Origin of the sequence: Pseudomonas sp. S04, from assembly GCF_009834545.1 — a bacterium.
Lineage (GTDB): Bacteria > Pseudomonadota > Gammaproteobacteria > Pseudomonadales > Pseudomonadaceae > Aquipseudomonas.
The window spans coordinates 1,661,784-1,680,630 of the sequence record NZ_CP019427.1 but is presented as its reverse complement, the minus strand read 5'-3'; the positions used below and the strand labels follow the sequence as shown (position 1 = coordinate 1,680,630).

The window sequence follows — 18,847 nt, the reverse complement described above, 5'->3', positions numbered from 1 at the left end:
GTCAGATCATTTCTTCGCCGCCCTTCCCGCCGAGAACGATTTCTCCGGCTTCGGCCATACGGCGGGCAATGGTGAGGATTTCCTTTTGTGCCGTCTCGACATCGCTGACGCGCACCGGGCCCTTGGCCTCGAGGTCGTCGCGCAGCAGTTCGGCAGCGCGCTTGGACATGTTCTTGAAGATCTTCTCCTTGACCCCTTCGTCCGAGCCCTTGAGGGCCAGCACCAGCACGTCGGAGGAGACTTCGCGCAGCAACGCCTGGATCCCGCGGTCGTCGACATCGGCCAGGTTGTTGAACACGAACATCAGGTCTTCGATCTGGCCGGACAGGTCTTCGTCGACTTCGCGGATCGAGTCCATGAGCTGGCCTTCGATCGAACTGTCGAGGAAGTTCATGATGTCGGCGGCACGCTTGATCCCACCCAGGGTGGTGCGCGAGGCGTTGGAATTGCCGGAGAACTGTTTCTCGAGAATCTGGTTGAGTTCCTTGAGCGCCGCCGGTTGCACGGTGTTCAACGACGACACGCGCAGGATGATGTCCAGGCGCACCTTGTGGTCGAAGTTGCCCAGCACTTCACCGGCCTGGTCGGGGTCCAGGTACGCCACCACAATGGCCTGGATCTGCGGGTGCTCATAGCGGATCACATCCGCCACCGCGCGCGGTTCCATCCACTTGAGGCTGTCCAGGCCGCTGGTGTTGCCGCCCAGCAGGATCCGGTCGATCAGGCCATTGGCCTTGTCTTCACCCAGGGCCTGGGTGAGCATTTTGCGGATGTAGCCATCGGAGCCCACGCCCAGGCTGGTCTGGTCGCCGACGATGTCGACGAACTCGCTCATCACCTGCTCGACCTGCTCGCGGTGCACGTTGCCCATCTGCGCCATGGCCACGCCGACGCGCTGGACCTCTTTCGGGCCCATGTGGCGCAGCACTTGCGCGGCGTCGGTTTCGCCCAGGGACAGCAGCAGGATCGCGGCTTTGTCGACCCGGCTGAGTTTGGCGATCGAGGCTCGGTTATCACTCATCTGCGTTAATCCACTCTTTCACGACCTGAGCCACACGGCCCGGATCTTCGGCCACCAGGCTCTTGATTGCGTTCAACTGGGCGTCATAGCCTTCGCTCGGGCTTGGCAGCAGGATGCTTTGCGGGCCGCCGAGGCTGACCCGGTCATTGCCCAGCTCACCATCCAGCCCACCCATGCCGCCGAGCTCGGCATCGCTGCCGATCCCTGCCAGTTGCCGCCCTTTGCCACCACCGGTGATGTTGTTGAGTACCGGACGCAGCACGCCGAATACCAGCACCAGGATGAACAACACGCCGACCACTTGTTTCACCACATCCCAGAACCAGGGCTGGGAATAGAACGGAATCTCGGCAATCACTTCGCCGCGTTCGGCCGAGAACGGCACGTTGATCACGCTGACGCTGTCGCCACGGCTGGCGTCGAAGCCGACGGCGTCCTGCACCAGGCGGGTGAAGCGCGCCAACTCATCAGCGGTCCACGGCGCGCGGGAGGTTTCGCCATTGGCGGGATTGACCTTGACCTGGTCATCGACCACCACCGCCACCGACAACCGGTTCAAGCGGCCTTGCTGCTGCTTGGTGTGGCTGATGGAGCGGTCGAGTTCGAAGTTCCTGGTCGATTGCTGACGCTTGTCCGCCGGGTATGGGGCGAGCATCGGCTGGCCGGTGGCCGGGTCCATGATCTGCTGGCCGTTGGCATCCAGCAGAGGCTGGCCGGGCTGCACCATGCCGCCTGCAGCGGCAGCGCCACCGGTGGCTTGCGGCGCGGAAGCCGGTGCCGGCGGCTGGTTGCTCAGTGCCCCCGGTACGCCTTGCGGGCCATTGCTGGCGGTCCTCTGTTCGGAGGTCGATTGCTCGCTGCGCAGGGCCGGTTGATCCGGGTTGAACTGCTCGGAGGTCGACTCGACCGCACTGAAGTCGACGTCGGCGGACACTTCGGCCTTGTAGCGGTCATTGCCCAGCACCGGCTGCAGGATGTTGTGCACGCGCTGGGTGAGCATGCTTTCCATGCGGCGGCTGTAGTCGAACTGCTTGCCGGCCATGGTCAGTGCGGAGTTCTCCGCCTGATCGGACAGCAGGGTGCCCTTCTGGTCGACCACGGTAATCTGCGACTTGCTCAGCTCCGGGACGCTGGTCGCCACCAGGTTGACGATGGCCACCACCTGGCTCGGCTCCAGCGAACGGCCGGAGTACAGTTCCACCAGCACCGAGGCGCTAGGCTTGCGTTCGTCACGCACGAACACCGAGCTTTTCGGAATGGCCAGGTGCACGCGGGCACCCTTGACGTTGTTCAGACTGGCAATGGTTCGCGCCAGTTCGCCTTCGAGGCCGCGACGGTAACGAGTCGCTTCCATGAACTGGCTCGTACCCAGGCCCTGGTCCTTGTCGAGGATTTCAAAACCGATGTTGCCGTCGGTTGGGGTCACCCCGGCGGCGGCCAGCTTGAGCCGTGCACGCGGCAAGTCATCGGCCTTGACCAACAAGGCGCCGGAATTGGGTTCGACGGTGTAGGGAATGTCGGCGGTGGCCAGGGTCTCCATCACCTGCTTGGCGTCCATCCCGGCCAGGCTGCCGTACAACGGCCGGTAGTCCGGTTGCTGCGACCAGAGGACCACGGCAAAACCAATCGCCACACTCGCAGCCAGGCCAACCAGCAGGCCCACCTGCCGCAGCATGGTCATCTCGGAGAGGTTTTCCAGGAAGGACAGGCCGAACAGCGGCGGTTTGCCATCTGCAGCGGCGGCCTTGGCCGGAACGTTATTGGCGACTGCTTCTGCCATGACTCAATGTGTCCTTAAACCGGCATCTGCATGATGTCTTGGTAAGCCTGAACCAGCTTGTTGCGCACCTGGGTCAGTGCCTGGAAGGAGACGCCGGCTTTTTCCTTGGCGATCATCACGTCGGTCAGGTCGACTCCGCTTTTGCCGATTTCGAACGCGGTGGACAGCTGGGTCGACGCCTGCTGGGTGTCGTTGACCTTGTTCACGGCCTGGCCCAGCATGTCGGCAAAGCTGCTGCCGGCTTCCTGCGGCGCGGCAACGGCCTTGGGTGCGGCCATGGCGTCCATTTGCATGGCGCGCATGTCCAGCATCAACCGGTTAAATTCAATTCCTTGGCTCATGACTGCTCTCTCTGACGACCCGCAATTTTTTGACGCTCACTCGGCGGATAGACTGGTGTTAGCAACAAGGGTGCCAGCTCCGCCCGGGCCCACTGATAAAAGCCCTTGTAGCAGCTGCCGAGCAAGCATTGCTCAGGTGGCGAACAGGTGTCCTTCCACGTCCATCCCGGCATCGCGCATTTGCGCCAGTTTGTAACGCAGGGTGCGGGGGCTGATGCCCAGGCGTTCGGCGGCTTCCTTGCGGCGACCGCGCTCGGCGCGCAGGGTGTCGATGATCATCTGGAACTCCCGGCGACGCAGGTCGTCGCCCAGGGCGCCGGCCGACTCGCCGGGCGCAGTCTCGACCTCCATCGTGCGTGGCGTCGGGGCCTTTGGCGCCAGGCTCGGCAGCGGTGCGCAGGCCACCGGTCCCGACAGGCAGAAGTCCTGCGGCTCGATGACCCCACCTTGCTGCAGGATCAGTGCACGCTGGATCGCGTTGTCCAGTTCACGCACGTTGCCCGGCCACGGATACCCCACCAGACAGGCCTGGGCCTGTGGCGATAACCGCGCAGCCGCGTGGTGCATTTTATTGACGTGCTTGGCCAGCAGGCGCTCGGCCAGCGGCAGAATATCGGCAGTGCGTTCGCGCAACGGACGCCAGGCCAGGGGGAATACCGACAGCCGATAGTACAAGTCTTCGCGAAACCGCCCCGCCGCCACTTCTGCGGCCAAGTCGCGGTTGGTGGTGGCTACCACCCGGATATCCAGCACGATCGGCTTGCGTGCGCCGACCCGCTCGACTTCACGCTCCTGCAGCACCCGCAGCAGCTTGGCCTGCAGTCCCAGGGGCATTTCAGAAATCTCGTCGAGCAGGATGGTGCCGCCATCCGCTTGCTCGAACTTGCCCGCCTGGGCGGCGATCGCTCCGGTGAAGGCGCCCTTCTCATGACCGAACAGCGTGGCCTCGAGCATGTTGTCCGGGATCGCCGCGCAGTTGATCGCAATGAACGGCTGGCTGGCACGCCGCGAATGCTGATGGATGTAGCGCGCCAGCACTTCCTTGCCGGTGCCCGACTCACCGGAAATCAATACCGTCGAATCACTGCGCGCCACTCTTGCCGCCAGTTCCAGCAACTGGGCACTGGCCGGCTCGAACGCCACCGGCCCTTCACCTTCGCCACCGCCCAGGCACCCCTGGGCATGGCGTGCCACCAGATCCAGCAGCGCCTTGGGTTCGAACGGCTTGACCAGATAGTCCGCCGCCCCCTGGCGCATCGCATCCACCGCGCGCTCCACCGCCCCATGGGCCGTCATCAGCAACACCGGCAACTGGGGATGGCGCACCCGCAACAGACTCAACAACTGATGACCGTCCATGCCGGGCATGTTGACGTCGCTGACCACCAGGTTGAACGGCTCGCGCGCCGCCGCCTCCAGCGCTTCTTCGGCGCTACCGACGGCACGGTAGTCGTGACCGGCCAGCAGCAGCGTATCGGCCAACGCTTCGCGCAACGCACGATCGTCTTCAACCAGCAGAACCTTGATTAACATTGACCTCACTCCGTTTCCTGCGCGCTGCCAAACAACGGCAGCTCAAGCACCGCGCAGGTGCCACGGCCCGGGCGCGAGCGCAGTTGCAAGTGTCCCTGATGGGCCCGTGCCACCGCCTTGACCACGGTCAGGCCCAGGCCAGTGCCGTTGGTCTTGGTGGTGAAAAAAGGTTCGCCCAGGCGCTCCAGCACCGCGGCCTCGATCCCGGCACCGCTGTCACTGACGCACAGGCGCAAGGTGTTCTGCCGGGCATACAGGTGCACTTTCAGGCGCACCGTGCCGGCACTGGCCTGGATCGCGTTTTCAATCAGGTTCAGCAGCGCCCCCACCAGGGTGTCGCGGTTGCACAACAACTCACCGGCATGGGCATCGCACTGCCAACGGATCGGCACGTCCTGGACATGGGTCTGCGCCGCCGCTTGCAGCGATTGCAGCAGCAGCCTGGGGCTGACCCGATCGGTCAGCGGCAACTCGCCACGGGCGAACACCAGCATGTCGCGCACCTGATGCTCAAGCTCGTGCAGGCGCTCCTTCAGGCGTCCGGCAAATCGCTGCTGGGTCGCCACCGGCAACGCCTGCTCAGTCAGGTGACTGGCGTAGAGCAAGGCCGCGGACAAGGGCGTGCGGATCTGATGGGCCAGGGACGCGACCATCCGCCCCAGGGACGACAGGCGCTCGTGGCGCGCCAGTTGATCCTGCAGGTGGCGGGTTTCGGTGAGGTCGTTGAGCAGCACCAGTTGCCCCGGCTCGGCATCCAGCGAACGGGTGGCAATCGACAGGCGCCGACCATCCTTCAGGGAAATTTCATGACCGTCGTCTTCACGGGGCGCAAAGCAGCGACCGATGACCTGGCGCCACAGCTCACCTTGCAGCGGCAGCCCCAGCAGCTCGCACGCCGCCGGGTTGGCTTCGCTGACGATGCCCTGGGCGTCGATCACGATGACACCGCCGGGCAACAGGTCGAGCAGGTTCTGCAGGCGATTGGCCAAGCGTTCTTTTTCCGCCAGCTCTTGCAGGCGCTGGGCACTGACCACTTCCAGCTCACCCTTGAGTTCACAGACCCGGGCTTCGAGACGGCTGTAGGAGTCAGTAAGTTGGCTCGACATCTGATTGAACAGGGCGAACGCCTGTTCCAGGCCAGGCCGGTTTGCCGGCTCTACGCCGGGCGCATCGGGGGCTGGAGACATCTGGGCGGCGTGGGGCATCGTGCACTCTCGCTTGGCTGACCGTCAGTTAAACGGAACGTTGCGAGGGATGTAGCAATACCCGTGCCTAAAAAAAACCGCCCATTATTCAAGGGCTTGAAAAACAGGCGTCAATCGTCCGCCTGTTCGTCGCCTTCGCGCCGGCTCATGCCGTACTTGCGCATCTTCTCCACCAGGGTGGTACGGCGAATGCGCAGGCGCTCGGCCGCACGGGCGACGATGCCGTTGGCATCATCCAGGGCCTGCTGGATCAAGCCCTGCTCCAGGCCACCGAGGTAGTCCTTGAGGTCCAGGCCTTCAGGCGGCAGCAAGGCATTGGCGGTGAAGTCCGGGGTATGGCCGTTGATGGCCACCCGCTCTTCGAGGTCACTGCGCAGGCTGTCGACCAGTTGTTCGTCTTCGTCGTCGACGTAGCGGAATTTCTTCGGCAGCTCGACCACGCCGATCACCCCGTACGGGTGCATGATCGCCATGCGCTCCACCAGGTTGGCCAGCTCGCGGACGTTGCCCGGCCAGCCGTGGCGACACAGCGACATGATCGCCGCCGAGTTGAAGCGGATCGAACCGCGTTTTTCGTGCTCCATGCGCGAGATCAGCTCGTTCATCAGCAACGGGATGTCTTCGACGCGCTCACGCAGCGGTGCCATTTCGATCGGGAAAACGTTCAAGCGGTAGTACAGGTCTTCGCGGAAGCTGCCGACCTCGATCATGCTTTCGAGATTCTTGTGGGTCGCGGCAATGATCCGCACGTCGACGCTCTGGGTCTTGTTGCTGCCCACGCGTTCGAAGGTGCGCTCCTGCAAAACCCGCAGCAGCTTGACCTGCATCGGCAGCGGCATGTCGCCGATCTCGTCGAGGAACAGGGTGCCGCCGTTGGCCAGCTCAAAACGCCCGGCACGGCTGGTGATCGCCCCGGTAAAGGCGCCCTTCTCGTGGCCGAACAATTCGCTTTCCAGCAACTCGGCCGGGATCGCGCCACAGTTGACCGGCACGAACGGCGCGTCACGGCGCTTGGAGTGATAGTGCAGGTTGCGCGCAACCACTTCCTTGCCGGTGCCCGACTCGCCGAGGATCAGTACGCTGGCGTCGGTGTCGGCCACTTGCTGCATCATCTGGCGCACGTGCTGGATCGCCCGGCTGGTGCCGACGAGGCTGCGGAACAGATTGGGTTCACGATGGCGACCGCGCTCGCGGGCCTGGTCGTACATCTCGCGATAGACCTGGGCACGGTGCAGCGAATCGAGCAATTTGCTGTAGCTGGGGGGCATTTCCAGGGTCGACAACACCCGGCGACGCTGGTCGTCGGGCAGATCCTGGGCACAATTATCGCCCATCAGCAAAACGGGAAGGAACTCATCCCAGGTTGCGAGTGTCTTTAACAGAGCCGACAACGAACCAGGTGCATTGACCGTCCCGATCAGGACACAGATGACTTCACGACTAGACGATAAAGAGCCGACAGCCTGCTGCCAGTCATAGCTTGCGCAGGGTAAGTTTTCTTCACCGAGAAAATTTAAAATCACCGCCAGGTCGCGGCGGCGGACGCTATCGTCATCAATCAGCAGAATTTTGGTTTCACGCCACATGCAATAGCAACTTCCCTAGTCAACTCAGTGCCCGAAAGAAAAAGGCAAGCTAGACGCCTGCAGGCACGTTAAGCCTGATAGACGTCTGAAATCTGCAAACAGCCACTAGTTAAGTCAAAAAACCGTGCATAGTCAAATTTATGGCGCATATACCCGGACAAGCTGATTAACCAAAGCGTCAACCGAACAGATGGTAAACCTTTGCCGCACCCTTCGCTTGCCTGATCTGAGCCATCTCGTTGACTATCGCCTGACGCTCGTCCATCGCCACGTCCAGCAGCCGCTTGTAGACCACCAGCAGGCTCTGCAGGTTCTCGCGCAGCGCCTGCTCATCCACCGGCACCTCACTGAGCACATCGTCGACACAGGTGCGGCAGGCGACGTCGAGCTCGCCAATGGCCTCCCAGTTGCGCTCAGCCAGCGCCTCGACCAGGGCCTCGCGGGTTTGCTCGATGCGTTGCAGGGCTTGGCTCATGACATCATCCTCAGGCCCACGGGCCTATTGTGCTAGCTCTTGTGCCGCGATCGCGTCCCAGCCGCTTTTCAGGGTGATCAGCAGGCGGGCGACTTCGTCGATGATTTGCGGATCATTGCTGATGTTGGCCTGCAACAGCTGGGTATTCATGTAGTCGTAGAGGCTGGCCAGTTGCTGGATCGCAGCCGGGTCCTCGGCCTTCTCTTCATCCAGACCCTGGCGCAGACCGGTAATGATGTCGATGGCCTTGGTGAGCATCAGGCACTTCTGCGGGATATCACCACGGGCCAGTGCGCCCTTGGCCTGGGCCAGGCGATCGAGGCTACCCTCGTACAACATCTGGATCAGGCGATGTGGGCTGGCTTCGGAGATCTGCGCGTGGGAATTGACCTTCTGGTACGCACGCAGGGCTTTCATAGGGTTCATGTTGCTACCTCGGTACAGGCCACAGGCGAATAGGTTTTAGCTAACCAGTTTCTCGACTGCCGCCAGGAAAACTTTAATTGCCGCCACCGTCACGGGGCGCTTGCGCGCCCCTGGCTATCAGTCCGACTTCGGATTGTTCAGCGAGTTGAGGGTGGTCATGATGCTGGCGCTGCTGGCGTTGATCTGGGCGATCATGGTGTCCATGGCCGTGTACTTGGCGCTGAGGGTTTTCTGCAAGCTCTCCATGCGCCGATCCAGCTCAGCTTGCTGAGTGGTCAGGTCGGTCAACTTGGTGTTGAGGTCCGTCACCCGGCTGGCTAGCGTTCCGGTGGTGCCCACGTAGGAGTCGGTTGCCTTGGTCATGCGTGCCACCAGGCCGGTGTCACCAGTAAACATCTTCGCGATATCTGCCGCGCCCTTGACCACGGCCTTGTCCCAAGCCTTGTCATCCAGGCTCAGCAGGCCGGTCTTCTGGTCAGTGGTAATGCCCATCTGCGCCATACTACTCATGGCACTTGACCCCGAGCTGCTCACAAGTTCGCTGCGCAGAGTATTGACCAGTTGCCGCATCGATGCGTCGCCAGTCAAGGCCCCCGCCGTGGTCGTAGCCGTATCGCCGGTAGCGGTGACCTTGGTCTGGGTGTTGATACTGGTCAGCAGAGCGTTGTAGGCGGTGACGAATGACTGGACCGAGGTTTTCAGCGTGTCAGTGTTACTCGCCACATTGATAGTGATCGGTTTTTCCTTGTCTTTGGCAACCAGATCCAGAGTCACGCCGCTGATGGCGGCAGTCACCTTGTTGCTGGTGGACTCCATCTCGATACCGTCGATGCTGTACTTTGCATTCTGCGCCGGAGCACCCTTGTCATAACCCTGGACCAGGTCCGAATCACCGCTGAGGGTGATATCGGTGTCCACACCTGTGGTGTTGGAGCCAATCACCAGACGCCCGCCATTGGCATCAGTCAAGACGTTGGCACTAATGCCCTGGGCCGAAAGCTGGGTGTTGATCGACTCACGGACTTCCTGCAGCGTCGCGCCACCGGGCACCAGTACATCGTAACTCTTGTCGCCTTGATTGATGGTGAGCGTCTGGGCTTCGTCACTGGAGTTTGCCTTACCCGAAGCTCCGCCCTCGAACACCTTGCTGGTGACTTTCGAGGAGGTTGCCAGCTCGCTGACCACCACCACGTACTTGCCGCTGGCAGCGCCATCACCGAGGGTGACCTTTACGTTTTTTTCTTCAGACGAGGTCGCGGCGAGGCCGTTGAACGCGGCCACGTTGTTCAACTTGGCGATTGCCGCCCGATAGGACTCCAGCGAGCTCTTCACCGTGCCGACCGCCGACAATTTGATGGTCGTGTCTTTTTGCTGATCGGTGATCTGGGCTTGCTTGGGCGCCTTTTCAGCCCCCACCAGTGCCTTGACGATGGCCTGGGTGTCGTAGCCCGAACCCGGGCCGGAAATCGTTGAACTCGCCATTGCTATTCTCCTTGTCCTGTGGCTGCCGCTTTATTGGCGCAAATACCCCTAAGCAGCAGTCAGAAACACATTTCGTGCCAGCTCACACCTGGGTCTGGAACAGTAGGCTGCCGGCATCGCTCAAATTCTGCGCCAGCTTCAGCGCGGTCTCCGATGGAATCTGTCGAATCACTTCACCACTGTCAGTGGCGATCACCTTGACCACTACCTGGCCGGTAGAGTCGTCGATGGAAAAATTCAGGTTCCGCTGGGTTGCCTGTACAAACTCGCGGATATCCGTGACGGCTTTTTCCAGGGCTAGGCGCTGTGGCTCCTCGCTGGACTCCTGAGTAACCGTGACCGCAGGTGCGGCCTGATGGGCAGGCCCACCGCTGGCCTGGGCGAGACCATTGGGATAAGACGCGCTCAGCTTGATGCTCATGTCCATGTCATCACCTCAAAACTGAAAAAACGGAAGGGCACGTAGACGCGCCCTTCCGTTGATCAACCGCTAGCCGAGATTACTGAAGCAGCTTCAGTACAGCGGATGGCAGCTGGTTGGCCTGGGACAGGATCGCAGTGGAAGCCTGTTGCAGGGTTTGTTGCTTGGTCAGTTCAGCGGCTTCGGAAGCGAAGTCAGCGTCTTCTACGCGGCCTTTGGCAGCCGAGGAGTTCTGCGAAATGCTCTGCAGGTTGGCCACGGTGCTGGCGAAACGGTTTTGCACCGCACCCAGCTGCGAACGCTGGCTGTCGATCTGCTGCAGGGCGCCGTCCAGTGCCTGTACTGCTTGCTGCGAAGTGGCCGCAGACAGGATGTTCAGGTCGGAAACGGTGGTTTCCATGGTGACGGCAGATTTAGTACCGGCGGCAGAGATTGCGGTCAGACCCAACGCAGCCAGACCGGTACCGGCGCTACCGTCTTTGACGGTGATGTCTTTGTCAGCGAAGAGGCTCAAGGTGCCATCAGCGTTTTTGCTGGCGTTTACGCCGGTGCTGGCGCTGTTGATCGAAGCGACGATAGCGTCGGTGGTATCACCCTTCTTGAATTTGACTTCAACGCCATTGACATCAATGGAGGTGTCTTCCTTCAGCTTGGCCTGAGAGGTACCGGCCGACAGACCCAACTGCGACAACGAACCGCTTTGCGTGTTCGCCAGCTTGATGTCTTTACCTTCGCCCGAAGTAACGGTCACGCGACCATCTTTAACGGTTGCGGTAGCGCCCGCGCCCGCTTGTGCAGCGATGCTGCTCAATACGGTTTTGATGGTATCGGTCGCGCCCCAGGTAACATCCTTGCCGTTGACAGTGATGCCACCGGCGGTGCCCAGCACTTCGTTGTCCCAGGCGCTGTTTGTCGAGGCAGTCAGGCCGACCTTGGTCAAGTCAGCGGCCGTACCACCAATGGTGATGTCCTTGCTCGAGGTCAGGGTCAGAACGCCAGTTGTAGCGTCTGCAGCCGCTGTAACACCGGTTTCGGCTGTTTTCTTATTGATCTCGGTTGCTGCGTTGGTACCGGCAAGGGCAGCGGTAGCACCTGCAACCAGCGAGATTTGTGTACCGTTAATGGTGATTTTTTCAGTACCAGCAGTTGCCGTGGGCGCCGCACCTGTAACGGTAACCGGCTTCGGCAGTGCAGCCGTAGTTGCAGCAGTTAGGCCGACCTTGGTCAAGTCAGCGGCCGTACCACCAATGGTGATGTCCTTGCTCGAGGTCAGGGTCAGAACGCCAGTTGTAGCGTCTGCAGCCGCTGTAACACCGGTTTCAGCAGTTTTTTTGTTGATTTCGGTTGCCGCGTTGGTACCGGCTTGAGCACCGATCGTGCCTGCGACCAAAGTAATTTCCGTACCGTTGATGGAGATTTTTTCCCCACCCGCGGTCGCAGTGTTCGCCGCACCGGTTACGCTAGCCGTCATAGGTACAGGCAACGCCGAACCAATAGCAGTTGCGCTCAAACCAGCCAGTGCGCTGCTGTTTACTTTTGCTTCGCTGAAGGTGCCTTTCAGGCCGGTGGCGCTGATGTCGGTCATGCCGAACGAGATGGTTTCGTTCGCATTGGCACCGATCTGGAAGCCGATGTTGTTGAACGAACCGTCCAGCAGGTTACGACCACCGAAAGTGGTGGTGTTGGAAATACGGGTCAGCTCGCCGACTTTCGCGGTGAATTCCTGCTGCAGGGATACACGGTCAGCGTCGCTTTTATCACCGTTCGCAGACTGCAGGGCCAGCTCACGCAGACGTTGCAGCAGGTTGGTGGATTCTTGCATCGCGCCTTCAGCGGTCTGCGCGATCGATACACCGTTGTTGGCGTTGGCGATGGCTACGTTCAAGCCTTTGACCTGGTTGCCCAGACGGTTGGCGATCTGCATGCCAGCGGCGTCGTCCTTGGCGCTGTTGATTTTCAGGCCCGAGGACAGACGGTTCATCGAGTTGCTCAAAGCGTCGGAAGCCTTGTTCAGGTTTTTCTGAACGCCCAGGGAGGTGATGTTGGTGTTTACAGATAAAGCCATGACGAATTCCTCGTTGGTTGGGTGCTGCGGCTTCCGGCCCTGGCAACCGCCGGGTGTGGCCTAGAGAACCTTCGTAATAGTTATCGTCGTCAACGCAGGTTGCTTGAGGGCTTTTTTCAAATTTTTTACTAGCAACGTGCCACCCCCCAATGTTTCAAGGCCTTAGGCCGCCTGGCACGAGTCATACCTGGCATTGAGCCGGGCCTCGACAGCGGCAAATCCCAAGCAATAAAAAACGCCCATGACCTCGCAGCCATGGGCGTTTTTACTAGCGGGCGCTAGCGGGTCACGGGCGGTGGATGATCGCCGAGCCCCACGATAGGCCTACGCCAAAACCACTGATCGCCACACGCTTCCAGGTGGAGTCGAGCATGTGTTTTTCCAGCAGCAGCGGGATGCTCGAAGACACGGTGTTGCCGGTCTCGACCATGTCCTTGATGAACTTCTCCGGCTCGCCTTCGAAACGGCGCGCCACGGCATCGACAATCGCCGCGCTGCCCTGGTGGATGCAGAAGGCGTCGATGTCTTCGGACTTGAGGCCCGAGTCATCCAGCAGTTCGTGCAAGTGCGCCGGGACCTTGAGCAAGGCGAAGTTGAACACCTGGCGACCGTTCATGTAGAACACGCCGTCGCTGACCTTCAGGTGCGGCGCGCCGGAACCGTCGGTGCCGAACTTGGCCTTGCCCAGTTGCCAGGCAGCGTCTTCGCCCATCCAGGTCGCGGTGGCCGCGTCGCCGAACAGCATGGTGGTGTTGCGGTCTTCCGGGTCGACGATCTTCGAGTAGGGATCAGCGGTGATCAGCAGGCCGTTCTTCAAGCCCGCCGCCTCCATGAAGCCCTTGATCGCGTACAGGCCATACACGTAGCCGGAGCAGCCCAAGGAGACGTCGAACGCGGCAACCCGGGTCGACAGGCCCAGCTTGTCCTGGACGATGGCAGAGGTGTGGGGCAAACCTTCTTCGTCGCCGTTCTGCGTGACCACAATCAGCACGTCGATGGCTTGACGGTCCAGTTGCGGGTTGTTGGCGAACAACGCATTGGCAGCCTCCACGCACAGATCGGAGGTTTCCTGGCCGGCATCCATGCGCGGCAGAAAGGCCGAGCCAATCTTGCCCAAAATGAACTCTTCATCCTTGGCGAATTTCGCGCCCTGAGCGTAGTTATCAAGCCCGCTCACTGGCACGTAACTGGCGATGCTTTTTATGCCAATCATTGTGGCTTCCCAAAACAGAATAACTGGAGATCACCGCTCGCAGGATCGAGAGGCACTGATAACAAAGGGGTTTTGCCGACAAAACTGCGCCAGACGCGGGTGCCAAAATCATCAAAATAAACCCAGCGAACAGCGGGCACCCATCCCACCCTTTTCACACGATACAGTGAAGATGCGCTTTATGACTCATAGGTCACTCTATTTTGTGTGCATTGGCCAAAACAATCCGCCACGCAAAAAACCGCGCACAGCGCGTTAGCCAGGCGAACGCCGGCAAACAGGTGGGGATGAGGCGGGAAAAAGCGCGGAATTCAAGCAGCACCGGCCCACTCCCGGAATCAGGGTGGGCCGGTATTCAGGCGGGGATCAAAGCTTGTTGAACAGGCTCAACTGGGAGATTTTCACAAAGGCCAGCTGGGAAGCTTCGAGCATGGCTTTCTGGAAGCTCAGCTCAATCGAGGCGCTGGCCATGTCGGTGTTGCCAATGGCGGCCATGGTCGAGTCGTTGGCCAGGCCCATGCTGACGTTTTCGCCGGCCTGGATGTCGATCGCCTTCAAGCGCGCACCAATGGAACCACGGGCGTTGTCGATCCCGGCACTGGCGTTCTGCAGGTTGCCAATGGCCGAGTTGATCGCATTCTTCTGCTTCTGCTGGGCAACCAGGTCGCCATCGCTCGGAGTTGCCAAGGCCTGGCGCAACTGGCTGATGGTGTCCAGCGCGCTCTGGGTCTGATGGTTGTTGGCGCCGACCACGAACTGATCGCCGGACTTCACCGCACCACTGAGATCGAACTTGACCCCTACCGCCGTCAGGGAGTCGCCAGCGGCGTTCAGGCTGCCCTTGCCGATGGACTTGCTGTTGGCACTCAACGGCTGGGCATAGACCTCGTACTCGGTATCGCTGGTGAACTTGATCACTGCGCCATTGCCCGGAAAGCTGTCGCCATAGGCCTTGGCATCGGTCACGGTGGCGCCAGTGACCTGGGCCGTCGACGGGTTGCCGGGGCTGCGGGAGGCATTGAAGCTGTCCGGCTTGGCTTGCAGGGTGAACACGTGCCCCTTGACCGCCGCATCCAGGTCCGCCGCAGGTACGTCCGCCAGATTCAGGTTGATGTCGAACTTCACCCCGCGCAGGTTGACGCTGTGGGCGCCCTCCTTCGTCGAGTCGAATTGGCCATTGCCCGGCACTTCTGCAGTCACATCCTTGCCGGTTGCGTCCTTGAGGATGTACTGGGTGCTGCTGGTGAACTCCAGCGTGTACGGCTGGCCGGCGGCGAAGCTCTTGTTGTAGGTCTGGTTGGAGCTGATCAGGCCATCGGAGACCGCAACCTTGCCATCGTTGACCGACGGTGGCTGCAGGACCGCCTGGGTGCGACCGGTATTCACCGACCCTTCCATGATGCTCTTGGCGGTGTTGCTGGCCGCCAGGCTCAGGGTGTCCGAGACCTGCAGGTTGAGCTGGGTATCGTCACCCTGGTAGGTGTAGGTGCCGTCGTTGTTGCGCACATAAGGCGGGACGTCGGTCTTGGAGCCGGAAAACATGTAGTTGCCCGACTCGTCCTTGCTGTTGAGCAGGCTGAACACCTGCTCTTCGATATTGCCCAGCTCGTCGGCGATCGACTTGCGGTCCGCGTCGCTGATAACCCCGCCACCCGACTGCAAGGCCAGCTCGCTGACTTTCTGCAAGGCCGTGTTGATGCTGTCGAGCACGCTTTCCTGGTTGGTCAGCGACGACTTGATGCTGTTCATGTTGCCGGCGTACTGCAGCAGCATGTCTTTCTGCTGCTGCAATTGCAGCAAGCGGCCAGCCCCGACAGGATCATCCGCGGCGGTCTGGATGCGCACACCGGAGTCGATCTGCTCCTGGGTCTTGACCACCGAGGTGAAGTTGTTCTGGTACTTGGCCGTGCTGGTCTCAAAGAACTGAGCGGTAGAAATACGCATCGTCAAGGACTCCCTTAAAGACTGTTGATCAGTGTCGAGAACGTGTCCTGCGCGACCTTGATGATCTGCGACGACGCGGTGTAGTACTGCTGGAACTTGATCAGATCACTGGCCTCTTCATCCAGGTTGACCTGCGAAACCGAACTGCGGCTGGACTTGGCGTAGGCCAGCGCGGCGTTGTTGGCCGTGCCGTCGACGCTGGCCTGGCTGGCCTTGCCCCCAACGGTGGAAACCAACTGGCTGTAGGCCTGCCCCATGCTGACGCCGGCATTGCCGCCCCCGACGCCAACGGTGGCCTTGGTCTGCAGGGCGAGCATTTCATTGGCGTTGCGGTTGTCCGCCTTGCCGTCCTGGTTGAACTTGATATCGAAGCTGTCGCCCTTGCCCGGCGAGCCGCTGACCGTGGTATTGAAACCAACGGTCTTGGCCGTGCCATCGGCGTTCTTCACAGGATTGCCGGCCGCATCGAGTACCGGCACGTTGATCGTCAGCTTGTTGTCCTGGCCCGGCACAATACTGCCCTTGCCGATTTCGGCGCCCGCCTCGTTCAGCACGCGATAGGTCTGGGTCCCGTCCTTGGCTTCGTCGAAGGCGATGCGCACCGGCATCGCGCCTTCGATCTGGCTCTGCAACTGGCCCAGTTCGGCGCCGCCGTAGATATCCAGCATCGATGACAGGTTCGGGCTGCTCAAGGCGCCCGTGCCGGAGTTGGAGCTGCCTTTGTCCGCGAGCAACGGCCCGGCGAACGCCAGTTTGTTGGGATCTTTCAACTGCACGCTGAGGTCGCTGGCGCCGGAGCGGGTCGGGCTGACCTTGAAGCTGTCGCCGGCACTCAGCCCACCACCGTTGAGCTTGAGGGTGAAGCCATCAATCATGTCCGGTGGAGTCTTGGTGACGTCGAACGGTCCCAGGGTGGTGCCGTCGGAACGCTTGACGCTGTAGTTCTTGTCGCTGGTGAACGTCACTTGATAGTCATACGCGGTCAACGCGCTGCTGTCGCCGATGGTCACGTCGAGGTTGCCGGAACCGGCGCTGTTACCGGTGGTGGCCAGGCTGCGCTGGCTGATGGCCTGCGGGCTGTTGATATTGTTGAACAACGACGAACCGAACTCGCCATTGGCATCCAGGCCCTGGCCCAGTTGCTTGTTGAACGCATCGGAGACCACCAGCGCAGTGCGCCCCAGGTCATTGATGGCCGGCGCCAGTACGTCGTTGCGATAGCGGAGCAGACCGCCCATCTTGCCGCCCGTGACGACCGAGGTCACCTCGATGCTCGATTGCGGGTAGTCGATCTGCAGGCTGTACTGGCTTTTGTCGGTCTTGCCCGGGACTGCCGACAAAGTGTTGGAGGTGTTGCCCGTGACCAGCGTCTGGCCGGTGCCCAGCGAGATGTCGTAGACCCCGTCGTGCTCCTGCACCTTGACCCCCACCAGCTCGTTCAACGAGCGAACCGCTTCGTTGCGCGCATCCAGCAGGTTGTTCGGGGTGCTGCCGGAAGTGCTTGCCTGGGTAATTTGCTGGTTGAGCGAGGCGATGGTTGCGGTGTGCTGGTTGACCATCGAGGCCAGGGTGGTCAACTGGCTGTTGATGCCGTCATTCTGCTGCGTGAGCTGGCTGGAGATCGCATTGAAGCGATTGCTCAGGGTCTGCGCATTGGTCAGCAGCAGTTGCCGCGCCGACATGTCGCCGGGGGCACCGGCCGCGGTCTGCAGCGAGGCGAAGAAGCTGCCGAGGGCGGCCGAAACCCCGGTGTTTTTGTCCGACAGCAATTTGTCGACCGCGCCGATCTGATCGAGATAGGCCTGGGCGTCACCATTGAGCGAGGTGGTGGTCTGCAACTGCGCATCAATGTAGGCGTTGTACACCCGGCGCACATCGGCCAGGGTGGTGCCGGACCCGATGAACACGCCACCGACCTGCTGCGAGCCTGCACTAGTCTGGATGAGTTGTTGACGCGAGTAGCCCGCAGCGTTGGCGTTGGCAATGTTATTGCCGACCGTGGCCAACGCCGCCTGGCTCGCATTCAGACCCGACATCCCGATATTGATCAAGCTCATGGTTCAGACCTTATAAATTCGTGGAAGAGCCAGCCGAGGCGTAGTTCTCATAGCTCTTCATTTGTTTGGCAATCTGCGAAATCTTGCTGGCGTAGTTGGGGTCGGTGGCGTACCCGGCCTTTTGCAGCTCACGCACAAACTGTTCGGGGTTATCGGCCGACTTCAGCACTTCTTGATAACGATTGTTGCTCTGCAGCAGGGTCACCAGGTCATGGAAACTGTCCTGGTAGGACGCGTACGAACGGAACTCGGCCGTCTCCTTGACCATCTCGCCATTGCGGAATTCGCTGGTGATGGCGCGGGCCTGCGCGCCCTTCCAGGTGCTGCCGGTCTTGATCCCGAACAGGTTGTGGCTGCTGCTGCCATCGGCGGCGCGCATCACCGACTTGCCGTAGCCAGTTTCCAGGGCGGCCTGGGCCACCAGGTAACGCGGATCGACGCCGATACGGTCGGCCGCCTGCTGCGCCATCGGCAGCATGGTGGTGATGAACTGGTCTGGCGAGTTGAAGGCTTTTGGCGCCGGCGCCAGGGGCGGCTGCGCCATCGCACGGCCATAGACCTGCAGGCGTCCGCGCTCGGCGGAATAGCTCTGCGCCGGCTGCCAGTCGCCCTTGACCAGCGCGTTGCCGTCACGGGTCGCACGGCTGGGCAAGGTGCTGGTAGCGGTGGTGGCCGCCGCCCCGCTGGCCGAAGGCACCAGGCCTGCCAACAAGCGGTCCGCCAGTTTCGGCGGCAGCGCCAGGCGCCGCTGGTTGATCAGCGCCATGTCATTGCCGTGCACGCCCTGCTCCGCTGCCTGCGGTGGATTGATCGAGCGCGAGGCCCACAACGGACGCTGGCCATTGAGGCGCGACAACGGCCCATCAGTGGCCACCGTGCCAGCGGCAATCGGTGTCTGCACCGCTGCTTTCGCGGCCTCCTGCTTAGCCGCCGACAACGCGGCCGCCTCGCCGGGGGCCAGTGGTTTGTTCTTCGACATCTGGCGCATCAGCACATCGGCCAGGCCAATGCCGCCGCCCTCGCGGGACATGGAAACCGCCAGTTGCTGGTCGTACATTTCCTGGTACTGCTTGGCCGCCGCGGTGTTCAGCGGGTTGTCCTGGCCCAGCGCGTCGGTGGCCGAGCGCATCGACTTGAGCATTTCATTGAGGAACAGCGATTCGAACTCCTGCGCCACCTTGCGCATGTTGCCGTCGCTGTTCTTGTCGCCGACCTTGAGCTGGTTCAGCCGGTTGAGGTCGGAGTAGGCCGCCGAATCGCTGCTGCTGACCAGGCCGCTCTTGCGCATATCCATGTTC

The 18,847-nt window shown here is 61.3% G+C and carries 15 protein-coding genes; all 15 read right to left on the bottom strand.

Annotated features, from left to right (window positions below):
* Position 1: 1 nt before the first annotated feature.
* The 15 genes from fliG to flgJ all read right to left on the bottom strand — a co-directional run bounded on the left by fliG (position 2) and on the right by flgJ (position 18,843).
* A complete protein-coding gene (fliG, locus tag PspS04_RS07345; protein WP_095169985.1) occupies positions 2-1,021 on the bottom strand; it encodes a flagellar motor switch protein FliG in 1,020 nt (339 codons plus the stop codon).
* Positions 1,014-2,801 carry a flagellar basal-body MS-ring/collar protein FliF gene (fliF, locus tag PspS04_RS07340; protein ID WP_159994388.1) on the bottom strand — a complete coding sequence of 596 codons (1,788 nt, stop codon included), beginning with the start codon at positions 2,799-2,801 and terminating at the stop codon, positions 1,014-1,016. Before fliF ends, fliG begins: the two co-directional genes overlap by 8 nt.
* A gap of 14 nt (positions 2,802-2,815) precedes the next feature.
* A complete protein-coding gene (fliE, locus tag PspS04_RS07335; protein WP_095169987.1) occupies positions 2,816-3,142 on the bottom strand; it encodes a flagellar hook-basal body complex protein FliE in 327 nt (108 codons plus the stop codon).
* Positions 3,143-3,274: 132 nt separating this feature from the next.
* Complete coding sequence (locus tag PspS04_RS07330; RefSeq protein WP_159994386.1) at positions 3,275-4,675, bottom strand: sigma-54-dependent transcriptional regulator; 1,401 nt, start codon at positions 4,673-4,675, stop codon at positions 3,275-3,277.
* Between the two features lie 5 nt (positions 4,676-4,680).
* Positions 4,681-5,862 (bottom strand): sensor histidine kinase, encoded by a 1,182-nt coding sequence (locus PspS04_RS07325; RefSeq protein WP_162530222.1) that lies wholly within the window; start codon positions 5,860-5,862, stop codon positions 4,681-4,683.
* Between the two features lie 128 nt (positions 5,863-5,990).
* Positions 5,991-7,466, bottom strand: a complete 1,476-nt coding sequence (locus tag PspS04_RS07320; RefSeq protein WP_095169990.1) for a sigma-54 dependent transcriptional regulator — start codon at positions 7,464-7,466, stop codon at positions 5,991-5,993.
* A gap of 178 nt (positions 7,467-7,644) precedes the next feature.
* The gene (gene fliT / locus PspS04_RS07315) at positions 7,645-7,941 is read right to left on the bottom strand and encodes a flagellar protein FliT (RefSeq protein ID WP_159994382.1); all 297 of its coding nucleotides are present in this window, start codon (positions 7,939-7,941) and stop codon (positions 7,645-7,647) included.
* A gap of 24 nt (positions 7,942-7,965) precedes the next feature.
* On the bottom strand, positions 7,966-8,367 hold the full coding sequence (gene fliS, locus PspS04_RS07310) for a flagellar export chaperone FliS (protein ID WP_159994380.1): 402 nt from the start codon (positions 8,365-8,367) through the stop codon (positions 7,966-7,968).
* 117 nt (positions 8,368-8,484) lie between these two features.
* On the bottom strand, positions 8,485-9,849 hold the full coding sequence (fliD, locus tag PspS04_RS07305) for a flagellar filament capping protein FliD (protein ID WP_159994378.1): 1,365 nt from the start codon (positions 9,847-9,849) through the stop codon (positions 8,485-8,487).
* Positions 9,850-9,931: 82 nt separating this feature from the next.
* On the bottom strand, positions 9,932-10,276 hold the full coding sequence (locus PspS04_RS07300; protein WP_159994376.1) for a flagellar protein FlaG: 345 nt from the start codon (positions 10,274-10,276) through the stop codon (positions 9,932-9,934).
* Between the two features lie 73 nt (positions 10,277-10,349).
* Positions 10,350-12,335, bottom strand: a complete 1,986-nt coding sequence (locus tag PspS04_RS07295) for a flagellin N-terminal helical domain-containing protein (RefSeq protein WP_159994374.1) — start codon at positions 12,333-12,335, stop codon at positions 10,350-10,352.
* 286 nt (positions 12,336-12,621) lie between these two features.
* Positions 12,622-13,548: a ketoacyl-ACP synthase III gene (locus tag PspS04_RS07290; RefSeq protein WP_095169996.1), complete on the bottom strand. Its 927-nt coding sequence runs from the start codon at positions 13,546-13,548 to the stop codon at positions 12,622-12,624.
* Positions 13,549-13,914: 366 nt separating this feature from the next.
* Positions 13,915-15,492 (bottom strand): flagellar hook-associated protein 3, encoded by a 1,578-nt coding sequence (locus tag PspS04_RS07285; protein ID WP_159994372.1) that lies wholly within the window; start codon positions 15,490-15,492, stop codon positions 13,915-13,917.
* 14 nt (positions 15,493-15,506) lie between these two features.
* Positions 15,507-17,549 (bottom strand): flagellar hook-associated protein FlgK, encoded by a 2,043-nt coding sequence (flgK, locus tag PspS04_RS07280; protein WP_095169998.1) that lies wholly within the window; start codon positions 17,547-17,549, stop codon positions 15,507-15,509.
* Between the two features lie 10 nt (positions 17,550-17,559).
* Entirely contained in the window at positions 17,560-18,843 is a 1,284-nt protein-coding gene (gene flgJ, locus PspS04_RS07275) for a flagellar assembly peptidoglycan hydrolase FlgJ (RefSeq protein WP_159994370.1), read from the bottom strand.
* Positions 18,844-18,847: the final 4 nt, after the last annotated feature.